This window comes from Aestuariivirga sp. (assembly GCF_046294715.1).
Taxonomy (GTDB): Bacteria; Pseudomonadota; Alphaproteobacteria; order Rhizobiales; family Aestuariivirgaceae; genus Aestuariivirga.
This window is the reverse complement of record NZ_JBKBKI010000001.1, coordinates 254,115-268,487: the sequence shown is the minus strand read 5'-3', so window position 1 is coordinate 268,487 and position 14,373 is coordinate 254,115. Positions and strand designations below refer to the sequence as shown.

At 61.5% G+C, this 14,373-nt stretch carries 12 protein-coding genes; 5 read left to right on the top strand and 7 right to left on the bottom strand.

Features of this window, described 5'->3' with window-relative positions; genetic code table 11:
• The first annotated feature begins 277 nt into the window (after window positions 1-277).
• Both ACK4HL_RS01335 and ACK4HL_RS01330 read left to right on the top strand, forming a co-directional pair.
• Window positions 278-1,372 (top strand): ABC transporter ATP-binding protein, encoded by a 1,095-nt coding sequence (locus ACK4HL_RS01335; RefSeq protein WP_409755938.1) that lies wholly within the window; start codon window positions 278-280, stop codon window positions 1,370-1,372.
• 69 nt (window positions 1,373-1,441) lie between these two features.
• Window positions 1,442-3,859 carry an FAD-dependent oxidoreductase gene (locus ACK4HL_RS01330; protein WP_409755935.1) on the top strand — a complete coding sequence of 806 codons (2,418 nt, stop codon included), beginning with the start codon at window positions 1,442-1,444 and terminating at the stop codon, window positions 3,857-3,859.
• A 480-nt stretch (window positions 3,860-4,339) separates the two neighbouring features.
• On the opposite strand, the gene ACK4HL_RS01325 is transcribed toward ACK4HL_RS01330, so the two are convergent.
• From ACK4HL_RS01325 to ACK4HL_RS01310, 4 genes are all read right to left on the bottom strand, one after another.
• Entirely contained in the window at window positions 4,340-4,996 is a 657-nt protein-coding gene (locus ACK4HL_RS01325) for a DUF6064 family protein (RefSeq protein WP_409755932.1), read from the bottom strand.
• Window positions 4,997-5,037: 41 nt separating this feature from the next.
• Window positions 5,038-5,640 carry a TetR/AcrR family transcriptional regulator gene (locus ACK4HL_RS01320; RefSeq protein ID WP_409755929.1) on the bottom strand — a complete coding sequence of 201 codons (603 nt, stop codon included), beginning with the start codon at window positions 5,638-5,640 and terminating at the stop codon, window positions 5,038-5,040.
• A gap of 145 nt (window positions 5,641-5,785) precedes the next feature.
• The gene (locus tag ACK4HL_RS01315; protein ID WP_409755926.1) at window positions 5,786-7,366 is read right to left on the bottom strand and encodes an ABC transporter substrate-binding protein; all 1,581 of its coding nucleotides are present in this window, start codon (window positions 7,364-7,366) and stop codon (window positions 5,786-5,788) included.
• Between the two features lie 22 nt (window positions 7,367-7,388).
• Window positions 7,389-8,258 carry a cupin domain-containing protein gene (locus tag ACK4HL_RS01310; RefSeq protein WP_409755923.1) on the bottom strand — a complete coding sequence of 290 codons (870 nt, stop codon included), beginning with the start codon at window positions 8,256-8,258 and terminating at the stop codon, window positions 7,389-7,391.
• Between the two features lie 163 nt (window positions 8,259-8,421).
• Between ACK4HL_RS01310 and ACK4HL_RS01305 the strand changes: the two genes are divergently transcribed.
• Window positions 8,422-9,273: an SAM-dependent methyltransferase gene (locus tag ACK4HL_RS01305; RefSeq protein ID WP_409755920.1), complete on the top strand. Its 852-nt coding sequence runs from the start codon at window positions 8,422-8,424 to the stop codon at window positions 9,271-9,273.
• A 471-nt stretch (window positions 9,274-9,744) separates the two neighbouring features.
• Here the strand turns inward: ACK4HL_RS01305 and ACK4HL_RS01300 are convergent, their stop codons facing one another.
• From ACK4HL_RS01300 to ACK4HL_RS01290, 3 genes are all read right to left on the bottom strand, one after another.
• Window positions 9,745-10,692 carry a 3-hydroxyacyl-CoA dehydrogenase family protein gene (locus ACK4HL_RS01300; protein WP_409755917.1) on the bottom strand — a complete coding sequence of 316 codons (948 nt, stop codon included), beginning with the start codon at window positions 10,690-10,692 and terminating at the stop codon, window positions 9,745-9,747.
• A gap of 169 nt (window positions 10,693-10,861) precedes the next feature.
• Window positions 10,862-11,587 (bottom strand): J domain-containing protein, encoded by a 726-nt coding sequence (locus tag ACK4HL_RS01295; RefSeq protein ID WP_409755914.1) that lies wholly within the window; start codon window positions 11,585-11,587, stop codon window positions 10,862-10,864.
• Between the two features lie 492 nt (window positions 11,588-12,079).
• Window positions 12,080-12,724: an NUDIX hydrolase gene (locus ACK4HL_RS01290; protein ID WP_409755911.1), complete on the bottom strand. Its 645-nt coding sequence runs from the start codon at window positions 12,722-12,724 to the stop codon at window positions 12,080-12,082.
• A gap of 113 nt (window positions 12,725-12,837) precedes the next feature.
• Here ACK4HL_RS01290 and ACK4HL_RS01285 point away from each other — a divergent pair, with 113 nt between their 5' ends.
• Together ACK4HL_RS01285 and ACK4HL_RS01280 are read left to right on the top strand one after the other, a co-directional pair.
• The gene (locus ACK4HL_RS01285) at window positions 12,838-13,770 is read left to right on the top strand and encodes an ADP-ribosylglycohydrolase family protein (RefSeq protein WP_409755908.1); all 933 of its coding nucleotides are present in this window, start codon (window positions 12,838-12,840) and stop codon (window positions 13,768-13,770) included.
• Window positions 13,767-14,354 (top strand): cyclin-dependent kinase inhibitor 3 family protein, encoded by a 588-nt coding sequence (locus tag ACK4HL_RS01280; RefSeq protein WP_409755905.1) that lies wholly within the window; start codon window positions 13,767-13,769, stop codon window positions 14,352-14,354. The genes ACK4HL_RS01285 and ACK4HL_RS01280 overlap by 4 nt, the downstream gene beginning before the upstream one ends.
• Window positions 14,355-14,373 lie beyond the last annotated feature (19 nt).

Genomic DNA, 14,373 nt, shown 5'->3' with positions numbered 1-14,373 from the left:
TGCTCGGAGCCGGAGTTCCGATCTTCGTCGTCGTGCCGTGGAGTCTTTTTGGCGTGCCGCTTCTGGTGACTCTGCTCCTTTGGCTGATTGCACGCCGAGGGACATAATTCGATGCAGCACATCCTTGCTCTTGCGCTTTCTCTTCCCCTCCAGCTAGCGATGCTGCCTCTGAATCGGCGTACGCAGCTGTTCACTCCCGGGGAGTTGCGCTTTTGGGCTGTCGCCGCATTCGTCGTAGTCGAAGTCATTCTTCTTTCTGTCATGTAGGTTGTAACGAATGGCCGGTCTGAAGATCGAGAACATTACCAAGAAGTTTTCGGGCGCCGTGACTGCCGTCGACAATGTTTCGCTCGACATTCCCGACGGCAAGTTCGTCATCCTTGTGGGCCCATCTGGCTGCGGGAAGACTACGCTTCTGAGGCTGATCGCTGGCCTCGAAAGCGCGAGTGCGGGGCGGCTCCTGATTGGCGAGCGGGATGTGACGCGCGCCAGGCCCCGGGACCGGGACATCGCTATGGTGTTCCAGAGCTATGCCTTGTATCCGCACATGTCCGTCCGGCGGAACATGAGCTTTGCCCTGGAACTGAAGGGATTGCCAAAACTCGAGATCGAGAGCCGGATTGACAAGGCCTCGAGCATTCTCGGCATCGGCGGCCTTCTGGATCGTCAACCCAGACAGCTCTCAGGTGGGCAGCGGCAGCGTGTCGCCCTAGGGCGGGCGATCGTGAGAGAGCCATCGGTGTTCCTGTTCGACGAGCCGCTTTCGAATCTTGATGCGAAGCTGCGGACGGCCATGCGGAGCGAACTCATTAAGCTCCACAACAGACTGGGAACGACAATTGTCTATGTCACGCATGATCAGGTCGAGGCCATGACGATGGGACAGCTCGTCGTGGTTATGAAGGATGGCGTGGTCCAGCAGTCAGGTGAGCCTCTCGAAATCTATCGCAACCCGTCGAATCGCTTCGTGGCCGAATTCATCGGCAGCCCCGCGATGAACTTCATTCCTGCGCGCATCGAGTCGCATGCGGGGAGAAGCATTGCCGTCTCGTCCGCATTTTCGCTGGCGCTCGCTGCCGAGCGCACCTCGGTAAGCGATGGGCAGAAGGTGGAAATCGGCATCAGACCCGAGCAATTGAGGTTTGCTGCAAAGGAGGACGAGGCGACCGGCACAGTTCTGATCGATGGCGTGGTGGAGGTCGTTGAGCCCCTGGGTCCGGAGACCATCGTCGAGGTCAGCGCGGCGGGAGTCAATCTCGTGGCCCGCATCGGAGGCGAGTGGCTCCCCCAGATTGGCGCCCGCGTGACGCTGGCGGCCGACGAGCGGCGGTTCTTCCTGTTCGACGGTCAAGCCGGAACGAGGCTTTGCTGAAGTGGATCATAGCTATCATGCCTCGCTGACGCGCCGGACGAGAGGGCAACGCAGGGTAGGGGGAGCATCATGAAACCGCATTACAGGGTGGCCGTCATCGGCGGCGGCGTGGTCGGGGCCTCGGTGCTCTATCATCTGGCAAAGCTCGGCTGGTCGGACACAGTCCTGCTCGAGCGATCGGTACTCACTGCCGGCTCGAGCTGGCACGCGGCGGGCGGTTTCCACGCGCTCAATGCCGATCCAAACATCGCTGCCCTTCAGGCCTATACGATTGACCTCCTCTCCGAGATCGAGAAGGAATCGGGCCAGAGTGTCGGCATGCACATGACGGGTGGCTATTCGGTCGCCTCGGCTCCCGAGCGCTGGGAGTGGCTTCAGGCTTCCTACCGCGTGTTTCAGACGATGGGTATTGAGGACGTGCACCTTGCCGGTCCCGATGAGGTGAAGGCTGCCTGCCCATTGTTCGACACGAGCGACGTGCTGGGTGCGCTCTATGCTGAACGCGAGGGCTACATCGATCCGTCGGGCGTCGTTCACGCCTATGCCAAGGCGGCCCGCATGCGTGGTGCAAGCGTCATTGAGCAAAACCGCGTCCTCGAGCTTCACCCGAAGCCCGACGGCAGCTGGAGCGTCGTCACCGAGAAGGGCACCATCACTGTGGAGCATGTGGTGAACGCTGGCGGCCTCTGGGCCAAGCAGGTGGGCCGCATGGCGGGCATCGAGCTTCCGCTCACGCCCATGGAGCATCACTATTTCATCACGGAATCGATACCCGAGATCCAGGCGATGGCCCGTGAGATCCCAATGATGATTGACCTCGAGGGTTTCACCTATGTACGCCAGGAAGGGAAGGGCGTGCTTGTGGGCATCTACGAGAAGAACTTCAAGCACTGGAACATGGATGGCGCCCCCTGGGATTATGGTTTCGACCTGATCCAGGAGGACATTGACCGCATTTCGGAGGAACTCGCCTTCGTCTACAAGCGCTATCCTGTGATGAACCACACCGGAATCAAGCGGTGGGTGAACGGTGCCTTCACGTTTTCGCCCGACGGTAATCCGTTGGTAGGTCCCGTGCGCGGCCTCAAGAACTACTGGACGGCGTGTGGGGTGATGGCCGGATTCCTGCAGGGTGGCGGAGTGGGCAAGTCACTTGCCGAGTGGATCGTGCAGGGGGAACCCGAACCCGACATCTATGGCATGGACATTGCGCGTTATGGTGAGTTCACCGCCAACCGTGAATATATCCGCCAGACTACTGGACAGTTCTATTCACGCCGTTTCGTGATGTCCTATCCCAACGAGCAGCTCTGGGCGGGCCGTCCGCTCAGGACGCCGGGCGCCTATGCCGACATGACAGCGGCGGGCGCGCGCTGGGGCTGCTCGTGGGGCCTAGAGGTGCCGCTCTATTTCGCGCCGAAAGGCTTCGAGGAGAAACCGACACTCAAGCGCTCCAATGCCTTCGACATCGTACGCAGCGAATGCCGCAAGGTGCGTGAGAGCGTCGGCTTGCTCGATATCTCGGCATTCTCGCGCTATGAGGTGAAAGGCCCCCAGGCGGAGGCCTATCTTGACCGCCTTCTAGCCTGCAAGCTCCCGGCGCCGGGTCGTGCGAAGCTTGCCCCTATGCTCGGCCATGATGGCCGCCTCAAGGGCGACCTCACGGTCTTCAACTGGGGCGATGGCTTGTGGTGGATCATGGGGTCCTACTATCTCCGCCAGTGGCACATGCGTTGGTTCGAAGATCACCTGATTGAAGGTGCAGAGGTCCACGACATCTCGGACGTCGTCACCGGCTTCTCGCTTTCAGGCCCGAGAGCGCATGAGTTGTTGAAGCGACTGACGCAGGATGACGTGTCGAGCGCCGCACTTCCTTTCCTCGGCTGCAAGAGCATGGACATTGGCCTGCTGCATTGTCGCGTGGCACGGCTCTCGGTTGCGGGCGAACTCGGCTACGAAATCAACTGCGCGGGAGTCGAGCATGCCGTGCTGCGCAATACCATTCTCGCTGCCGGCAAAGATCTGGGTCTCGTAGAATACGGATACAACGCGCTGCTCTCGCTCCGACTCGAGAAAAGCTTCGGAATCTGGTCCGCCGAGTTCCGCCAGGGCTACACGCCGGGCATGACCGGCATGGGTCGCTTTATCGACTTCGAGAAGCCGGACTTCATTGGCAAGAAAGCGGCACTGAACGAGCGTGAGGAAGGTGCCACGACCGTGCTGGCCACGATCGAGATCGACGCGACCGACGCCGATGCCTCGGGCTATGAGCCCGTTTGGCAGAACGGCCGGCGCGTGGGCTACGTGACCTCGGGTGGCTATGGCCACACTGTAAAGAAGAGCCTCGCGTTGGCACTCATCGACCGTGCCGCCGCGGCTCCCGGCACCGAACTCACCGTACATGTCGTAGGTCAGGAGCGTAAGGCTCAAGTCATCCCTGCCTCTCCTTATGATCCGGAGAACAAGGCCATGCGCGTGAAGGTCTAAGGGCTCGTCCACCCCACAAGGAATCACTATTGAGATCTTCTAGCAAGTGAGCGAAGCAGCTCTGGGAAGACCTGCCTTCTGCCAACCCAAGTTGTTTGTGTAGCGGCGCCTCCTGACCGTCTCGACCGTCATTCCGAGGCATCGATACCGCGGTGAGCGGTGCAAGTGCCCCCCGTTACGCATATGTTCAGCAGCGGCTGGATCTCGCCACCCCCTTTGCATCCGTGCCATCAACATGTCGAGCAATGAGGTAACTGAACCCCGAGACCAGGTGAGGCGAGCTGCACATTATCTTTCTCCTGGAACTGCTCGCCGTCAACGTTGCGCGGTCTAGAGAGAGGCTAGCCGTGGTGCGGCGAGGGCGTCGCATGGGTCCAATGGGAACCAACGCGGCGGACACGCACCGTTCTGCTGTTTTCCCTCTATAGAAATGACGTGGATCTGCCTCGCCCTTGAACTCGCGAAGTAACTCGAACCGCCTCAATGGTCCTGAGGCAGGGCACTTCGATGCCGGGTGAAGCTCCTTGCCAGCAGGGCAAGACCAGCAAGGCCGGCCAGAACCAGAGCATAATCCTGAGGGACGTTCAGGAGCACCGCTGCCGATCCCCCGATGACCGACCAGATGACAGGCACGATCAAGAGCCAGCGCACTGCTTTCTGCTCTCCCGTGAGCAGAATGCCGATCGTGAAGATCGCCGTCGGGCAGGGCGCCACGCCGAAGACCGGCACGGCGGGATAGCTGTGCCCGGCCATCAGTCCCACGAGCGGGTATCCGGCAAGCGCGAAGAGGGCGAGCGCGAGCCCCACCGCAGCCATCGCGCCGCGCCGCGCAGGCGTAACGATGCCGCGCCAAATGAAGGGTGCCGCGAAAAGCAGGGCGGCCTGAGCGATGAATAGCATGGCAAAGAGCCGCGCTGCCGGATTGATGGCCGAGAAATGCATCAGGTGGTAGGCAATCCCGTTCAGCGCCCACATCGCGGAAAGGAGCAGCATGATCGCCATGTCGCTCCCGCGAGAGGGAAAACGCTGCAATGCCAGGATGGCCAGCCCTATCACGTGGGCAACCACCTGGAGCGGCCAGATGGCGGCATTGTAGTCCGCAAAGACCCTGAAGAATTCCTCAACGCTGAAAGGCATTCCAGCCTCCGCAATCAGAGCCGCGCTGTTCGACGCTGGTCCTAGACCTGTTCGTCGGCCCATGCGAGCAACCGCTGCAGATGGTTCTCTAGCAGCTTCCTGAGCTGGCGCGGCGGATACTGCTCTGCCCTGGTGAGACCCTTCACCGACAGGCCGTCCATGAACATGACGATTGAGGAGACGACCTCGTCCCGGACGGCTGTTGTCCAGGTTCCCGAAGACGGGTGGTTCTGCGCGACACACCGGGCAACGATAGCCCGCCAGTCGGCGTGGGTCTTCTTGGTCATTTCCAGCAATTCGGGGTGCTTCAGAGCCGAGCCCCAGAAGGTCAGCCAGGCCGCGGCCTCCGCCCGCCGCTCGCTTCCGATCGGTAATGTATCGGCGAGCAGCTCCGTCAGGTTACCGTCCTGGCTCGCGATGCGCTTCGCCATGCGGCTTTCGAGCCGGTCATGCATCAGCCTGAGTGCTGCGAGAATGACATCCCATTTGGTATCGAAATAGTGGGCAAGCATGCCCGTCGTGCTTCCCGCCTCGCGGGCAATCTGCGCCAGGGTGACGGTGTCGAGGCCGTGGCGGTTGATGGCCCGGCAGGCCGCGAGCGCTATGTCGTGGCGGCGCTGTTCATGGTCGATGATCTTCGGCATGTCCGATGTTCCAGGAGACAGGATGCAGGGCCTGCCGCCACTTCGCTACCGCAGCATTCAACAGGGATAAAGCTCTTTTCGCGAAAGCCGAGGCGCTGCCACACCGGTGGATGCAGCGGCCCCCAGGCGCAAGACGAGCGCTCTTTTACGTGCTCCACCAGCGCTGCGCGATCTTCATGCCATCGACGTCCCAGCCGGGGATGAGTTCGCCATGGCTGACCCGCTTGCTGTGGGCGGAGACGAACTTCGGGAAGGCGATCACGATCTGACCGCCATCGTCATGCAGGAGCTGTTGTGCTTCGGCGTAGATCGCAGCCCGCTTGGCCTCGTCGAGCTCGGACCGTCCGGCTTCGAGAAGCTCGTTGAACCGCGGGTTCTTCCAGAAGATCTCGTTCTGGTTCGAGTCGGCTGCGTAGGCGTAGGTGAGGAACCAGTCGACCGTCGGCCGGCCGTGCCAGAAGCTGGCAACGAAAGGCTTCTTCAGCCAGACATTGTCCCAGTAACCATCGCTCGACTCGCGAACGACGTTGATCTCGATTCCCGCCTTGGCGGCGCTGGCCTGGAACAGCAACGCCGCGTCGACAGCTTCGGCGAAGGCCGCATCCGAGACCGACAGGTCCACCTTGAGTGACTCGAGCCCCGCCTTCTTCAGGAGGCTCCTGGCCATTTCCGGATCATAGGTGTGAACCGGCTGCGGGTCGACGGCATACTTGATGCTTGCCGCGATCGGATTGTCGTTCCCTGGGGTACCGATTCCGCCAAACAGCTTGTCGATGATCTCCTGCCGGTTGATGGCGTATTTCATGGCGTTCCGCACATCGGGGTTGTCGAAGGGCGCCACGGTGACGTTCATGGGGAAGGTGTAGTGGCCATAGCCGCTGACCTGGTCCACCTCGATGTTCGGATCGGACTGCAGGAACTGCAGGGTCTTGAGATCGACCCGGTCGATGTAATCCGCCTCGCCACTGGTGAGGGCATTGGTCCGTGCCGTGGGGTCCTTGATCGAGAGGACCTCCACCGTGTCGAACCACGTTTCCCCGAAGTAATTGGGATTGCGCTTGAGTGCCGTCCGAACGCCGGGTTGATACTCCACCAGCTGATAGGCGCCGGTGCGGATGCCCGATTCCCAGTCGGCAGACCCATCCGGCTTCGCCGGCATGATGGGCAGATGATAGTCACTGAGGATATAGGGGAAGTCGGCGTTGCCGGCGCGCAGCTGAAAGACGATCTGCTCGCCATCAGCCTTGATGTCGGTGACCTGTTCAAGGAGCGCCTTGACGGGGGACTTCGATCCCTCACCCATGTGGTGGCGGATCGAGGCAATGACGTCTTCAGCTGAGACCGTCCGGCCGTCGTGGAACTCCACGCCTTTCCGGAGCTTGAACGCCCACTTCGCGGCCTTGTCCGAGCCCTCGAAGGACTCCGCGAGATCCGGCTGGACGTTACCTTTCTCATCAAAAACGGTGAGGCCATTTCCAAGTGTGCCCCAGCCAACCGTGCCCATGTAGTAATCAAGGTAAGTGGCCGGATCGAGCGTGTCGGTGCTGGATCCATGCCCCAGTGCGATGCGGAAGTTGCCACCCTTCTTGGGGGCTGCCTGCGCCGCCGATGAGAAGAGGGTGCCGGCTGAGGCCGCGGGGAGCCCAGCAGCCATGCAGGCCTGCATGAACTCCCTCCGGCTGAGCCTTCCCTGGGCCGCAAGCTGTATCACTTTGTCGAGTTTCATTGTTTCCTCCTGGTAGTGTTCTTCAGATGTATTTGGGAACGACCATGAATGCGAACTTGGAGCTCGCACCCGTGTAGTTCCAATAATGGTGGGGGATGTTCGGCGGGAGATAGAGCACGTCCCAGGGGTTGAGCTCGTGCCACTGGTAGAGTTCGGGCAAGTAGACATGCGTCTGCCCTTCGAGCGCGAAGATCACCTTGTCGCCGGGGTGACTGCGGGCGTCGCTCTTGGCCCCCGCCGGCAGCGCGACCGTACCGGCCGTGAGTTCGCTCGAACTGACCAGGATATTCTCAAGGACCGGATTCTCTTCACCGAAGATGAAGCCCAGCGCTTCCCGCTCCGAGACCCGGACAATGCCTCCGGACCCGAGCGAGGCCTGAACCGACGTTAGGTAGTTCTCAGGCCACTTGCCCAGAAGATCGAAACGGCCGGGCTTGGCCGGTTCCGCAGCGGGCTTTGTCTTGGCAAACTCGATTTCCGGGATATGCGGGGCCCGCTCCTGTGGGGCATACCAGTCGAGGACCGCCGTTTCCTCGGAAGTGAAGTTGAACCCGAAGTGCCATTTTGCGCCGCGCCAGTAAATCACCTCGCCGGCGCGAGCCGTCTGGACCTCGCCCGACTGGGGGTCCTGGATCGTCAGCTGCCCTTTGAGGACATAATAGTACCGGTGCTGGTCGAAGTAGGATTTCCATGTATCCGAGGACCGGAAGAGGCCGCCGGGACACAATTTGAAGATGAGCGCGCTGATGCGCGCGTTCCGACCATAGATCAGGTCCGCCACCTGACCCGACTTGGCGTCTCCCCAGAGGAAGCGGGCTGCTTCCTCGCGCCTGACGAGTTGCGGGCCGTCGAAGCTGGCAACCCCCTTGGGCGCATTTACGAGTTCGGTCAAGGCGGTCACCTCGCAAGCTTGTATTATTATTGCCGTCATAATAAAACATGCTGAACTCCATTTGTAAAGCTCCGCAGATAAGAGCACTCTCAAGTCGATGGACCCGCCTGCTGAGGTGCTGTGAACGGCGCCATGCCGCAGCGACCATAGAAAGGTCAGTCCAATGCCGACTCAATCAAACGAAGTTCTTGCCGAGCAGGAGGCATATCGATCCTACTTCAATGCCCAAGTCTCACAACTCATGTCCCGGATGTGGGGCGGTAACCTGCATATGGGACTGTTCGTCGAGCAAGGAGAGGCGCTTGCTACTGCTCAGTATCGGCTCAAAGACCACATCGTTGCAGCCTTGAAACTATCGCCGGGAGACCGAGTCATCGAAGTGGCCTGCGGTGTTGGCACGACGGCCATTCACCTAGCCCGTTCGGCAGAAGTCGAAGTCCTTGCCACCAACATTTCCGAACACCAGCTCGCAGAGGCTCGCGCGCGAGCAGGGGAGGCGGGAATAAACGATCGCGTCACGTTTGACTTTGGTGACTTTCATTTACTGCCCGAGCCAGACAAGAGTTGCGATGCCTGGATCTGTCAGGAGGCGCTGCTGTATGCGCGCGATCGCCAGCAGGTGTTTGCAGAGGCCCGGCGAGTTGTGCGTCCTGGAAGGCGACTGTTGTTCACCGATCTGACCTTGTCGGATGACATGCCGGATGACGACCGTGAAGGGCTCATTCGACATGTTCGAGCGCCCTTCCTCTGGTCAGTGGACACTTACGATCGATTCATCGCGCAAATGGGGTTCATCGTCCACGAAAGGATTGAATCGACACAGAACGCCGAGTGGACGTTCGCGGCAGTGCTACACAACCTGCAGGCACTCGAGAGCAAGTTTCGGCCTCGGTTGGGCGATCAGATGTTCGAGGAAGCACGAACGCGAATAGAGCGTCAGTACGAAGCAGCGCGGGCGGGATATCTCGGCTGGTGCCTGTATTGCCTCGAAGCAACGGTCGGAGAGGTGCGTTAACAACTCGCGAGGCAAAATTCCCGGGAGATCTGTTGCTACCACTGGAGTGGTACTGCCGGGACAATAGCTCAGCGGACGCGGTAACGATTTAGAGCACGCTCATCCAATTCGATCCATTGTCGAGCCGTGCCGACGCGGTATTGAAACAGCGTTGAGAGGTGGTCACAAGCAACTCTGGCGGTTGACTGGGACTTATGCCGTATGGCAAGTCAGCTGTTTGGGGGCAAGTCTTAACCAGTCACGTTGTCGGGACCCCGAACCGGGCTTGAGAAATCTCCATCAAGCGAACTCCGGCGCAGTGCCACGCCCGTGCTCCTCGAAACTCTCCGGGCGCGTCGGTCACCTCCAAACAGGGGTTCTCCATTGAGCGTCGATAAAAGGCCCTGACGTTTTGGCGCCGGCGCCAAAGCCTTCTGCTCAGCTTCAGACTCACGGGTCGACAACGCCGATATGCGCCGCCATTCGCAGGTGTCACGCCTTGCTGTCATCCTCCGCCCGGTGCCGGAACAAGCGGTCGGCACGTGCAGCCAGCAGGGCCTGCCCATCGCGCGCCGCCCAGTCATAGATGCCCCGGCCGCTCTTCAGGCCGAGATGTCCCGCCGCCACCAGATGGCCCACGGCCCGAGGCGGCGCCTTCGCGGTATCCAGATCGGGCAGAAGGAACTCGGCGAACTTGTGCATGATGTCGAGACCTCCGAGTTCTGCGCTCTCGATCGGTCCCGTGACGGAGTAGCGCCGCCCCAGCGACAGCTTGAACGAGGTATCGATGGCCTCGGCCGACGCCACGCCATCGGCCCACATCGACCATGCCTCCCGCAGCAGCGCGAACTGCAGGCGGTTGATGATGAAGCCGTCCACTTCCTTCTGCATCACCGCGGGGGTCTGTCCCACGGACCGCAGCAGTTCGCAGGCCCACTCAACCACTTCCGGCGCCGTTTGGGGTCCACCGCACACCTCGACGATGGGAATGAGCTGGGCGGGATAGATGAAGTGCATGGCCACCGCGCGCTTCGGATGTGTCATGCCGCCGGTCATCAGGCTGATCGGCTGTCCGCTGGTCGAGCCCAGCACCACGTCTGGTGCGCAGGCCGCATCGAGGCGCGCAAAGACCTCGATCTGCGTTTCCCGCACTGCCGGCACGGCCTCGATCGCGTGGTCAGCCGCTGCAGCATCCTCGATCCGCGTCGAGGTCGCGATCCTGGCCAGACTGGCTGCGGCCTCTGCCTCATCCAGCAGTCCCCGTGTCACGAAGGCATCGATATTGCGGCTGATGGCGGAGATGGCCTTCTCGAGGCTGGAGGCACTCCGCCCGATGAGCGTCACCGACTTTCCGGCGCGGGCGAAGACCTGCGAGATTCCCTGTCCCATGAAGCCATTCCCGATGATCGCCACGCGCCTGACCTTGCCTGCTGGCTTCATGTCGGACCCTCCCACCTGTCAGGCGAACGGCTTGAAAGGACATCCATTCGGCCGGCCCAGTTGGGATGAGATTGCAGCGAGGAGCGGTCATTGACAAGCACAGACCGCCTCCGTCCTCACGGTGTTTCGACAGTGATTCGCATCGTCCAGCTGGGAGGTGTTCTGCTGATTACGGCAGACGATCCATGATCTGCTTCTTTGAGGTCGATGCGGACTCCGGCATGTCGCCTTTGCTTTCGAACGGTGAAGGATCGTTGCTGATGTCGTCCAGGGCCGGCAAAGTCTCGCCCGGCCCTGGTAGAATCCTGTCTGTCATCTTCTGCACGGTCTCCTCACCTGCAGCCGAAACTTCGTTGGGATCCACAGGAACCGAGTTCCCCTGGGTCTGCTCTCCCATGCTTCCCTTTGCATCAATGTTACTGAATGGAGCCTTCGAAACTGCGCCGCCATCTGCGTCTTGATCAGCTGATGTAATGGTGAAGTAGTTGTCCTTTCCTGCCTTCACCACAAGAACGGTGGCAGCAATCGCAAGGATGCCCAAACCCAACGTCAATGCCATTTGTCGCCAATGATCCGGATTGCGGGCTGCTGGCGCTTCGCCTGATCGTGTGCTCTCTGCCTGGTGCGGCCGCCGCAGGGATTCATCTGCCGGAGGCATTTCTGTGCCCGCCGCATTCTCCCTGCGCGACCGAGCCTTGTCGTAGGCCTCTCGCCGTTCGGGGTTGCTGAGCACTTCGTACGCTTCCTGCACCCCTACGAAGCGATCTGCAGTGACTTCGCCACCTGCGTCCGGGTGGTATTTCTTCGCAAGCGCCCTGTACGCTGCTGCTATAACCTCGTCTTCCGCTGCTGGATGCACGCCGAGAACAGCGTAGTAATCGGGCAATCCGCTCATGACCCCCTCGCCAGATGCGCACGGCAACTTTCTGGTGAGGTTTCTATGGTTGTCAAGCGCTCACGAAAATCAAGATCTTCTTCTGAATGGCAAACACACTTACGGGGGACACCACAGCCGCCACTTCCAAGCACTCGGCCATCAACACTTTGGATTCTCGGCATCCGGGGGCGCGGTGGCGCTGGTGCGTGCCGTCGCTTCCCGGGACCCGCCGATACTGCCAGCGAGACAGTGTTCCCCTCAGCTATCTGACCTCCGGCACGAACGTCCTCGATGGGCACGAGACAGCCTGCTACAATCTTCCCCTCTGCATTCTCCTCTGCACTGCTCGTCGATGGTTTCGGTCGGAGTCGCCTAACCATGCCCAGCGCCAGTCTCGGAAGCGCATTCGGGTGCTTTCGCCACGCATCCTCTCCAGGAGAGTTCGATCCTTTAGTCGCTCGGGGTCACCGGGTTTCGTGGGTGGCAAGCGGCACGATTGCCTCAGGAGATTCATTTGCTGCGTCGATACAGCATCGCTGGCCTGCGGTTGCCGCGTTCCCACTCACCGGTCTCCTCGATCCAGTCCTTGGAGAGGATCGATCGGCGGAAGTTACGCTTGTCCAGGGGGAGACCTTCGACGGCTTCGTAGACTTTCTGGACCTGGGTTAGCGTGAAGCGGGGTGGGAGCAGCGCAAAGGCGAGGGGCTCCCGGTCGAGTTTCTCCGCAAGCGCCTGCCTGGCGACGCGGACGATGTCCCGATGGTCGAAAGCGAGCGTTGGAAGTCTCGCCATGCTGTACCACTGAGCGTCGTCGGCATCGGAACCTGACTTGATCGCGTGGCGGGCAGCGGGAATGAGCGCAAAGTAGGCAGCGGTGATCACCCGATAGCGGGGATCGCGCCGGGGATCGCTGAAGGTGGCGAAGGGCTCGAGATGGGCGACTTCAACGCCGGTTTCCTCCCTGAGTTCGCGAGCCGCGCATTCATCCAGCGTTTCCTCCTCCTGCAGGAAGCCGCCAGGGAGCGCCCAGAGTCCCTTGAACGGTTCTCCACCCCTGCGGATGAGCAGGATCCGGAGGTAGTCCTCCACCACGGTGAAGAGGCAAATGTCAGCGGTCACCGCGGGCCGGGGATAGTCGTAGCAGTACTGGGTCATGGTAAAAGTGTGTTGACAACACTAAGCTGGTGAATATATAAGTGTAAACATAACACTTTATGCATCCACATCAAGGGGAATCGGGAGCCGCCGGTTCCGGAACAGGAGATTTCATGCCCGAAATGCAGGACCAGGCCTTGCGTGACCGCGCCCGTGGCGCCCTCCTCGGGCTGGCGGTCGGGGATGCGCTGGGCACCACTCTCGAGTTCAGGCCGAAGGACAGCTACGAGCCCCTTACCACGATCGTGGGTGGCGGCCCCTTTCGGCTGAAACCGGGCGAATGGACGGATGACACCACCATGGCGCTGGCGCTCGGCACCTCCCTTGCCGAGAAGGGTGGTCTCGACGAGCGTGACCTGATGGAGCGTTTCTGCCACTGGGCCGAGAAGGGGGAGTATTCCCACAATGGCCGCTGCTTCGACATCGGGAACACGGTCCGCGGGGCGCTGGATCGCTTCAGAAGGAGCGGTGACCCCGTAGCGGGGAGCACCGATCCGCAGTCGGCCGGCAATGGCTCCCTGATGCGGCTCGCACCCGTTGCCATCCTCCATGCCTTCGATCCCGGAGCTCTCCTCGATGTGGCCCGCCGGCAGAGTGCGGTGACCCACGGGGCCGAGGAAGCGATGGCTGCTTGTGCGGCCTACGCCGGACTCGTGGCCGAGGCGATCCGGGGGGTGCGGAAGGCGGAGCTGTTCACGCCGCGGCCGGGCTGGACGCCGGAGAAGGTGGGTCGCGCCATGCGGATGGAGACGGTCGGCTGGAATCGCAAGCAGGTGCGGGGCTCGGGCTATGTCATCCACAACCTTGAAGCGGCGCTCTGGGCCGTCGGCAATGCCAAGGACTTTCCTGAGTCCGTGTTGCTTGCCGCAAACCTCGGCGAGGATGCCGACACGACGGCCGCAATCGCCGGCCAGCTCGCCGGGGCCTTGTGGGGCGTCTCCGGCATACCGGACGAGTGGCTCGACCTCCTCGCCTGGCGTGATCGGATCACCCAACTGGCCGACCGCCTCCACCATCGGTCACTCGAAAGGACGGCCTCTCCATGACGCCCCGCACCAGCATCACCCATCCCCTGCAGATCGCCGAGGTGGGTACACCCTTCGCCAGGGGTGCCATCGGCATCACCTTCTGCCCGGGCAAGAAGCAGCTCGAGGCCCTGTCGGGCGCATGGGACCGCGACCTCGGGCTGGATCTCGAAGCGATCAGGGGCTGGGGTGCATCCAGGATGATCACCCTCATCGAACCGCAGGAGATCGGTGCTCTCGGGGTGATGGAGATCGGTACTCAGGCCGCAGCTCGCGGCATCGAGTGGCTGCACATGCCAATCACCGACTTCTCGGTGCCCGACCACCGCTTCATGGAAGCCTGGCGCCAGCATGGACCGGCGCTGATCGACGGGGTTCGTGCGGGTACCCGGGTGCTCGTGCATTGCAAGGGCGGACTTGGCCGCGCCGGCACGGTTGCGGCTCTCATGCTCGTCGAACTGGGGATGCACGCTCCGGAAGCAGTCGCCATGGTGCGTCGAGTTCGTCCAGGGGCCATTGAAACACGGGAACAGGAGGACTGCGTCTTGCAGTGGACATGGCGGGCCGGTCGGTCAGGCACTTGCACCGACGTGACACGGATCTGAGTGGGATGCGCATGCCCTG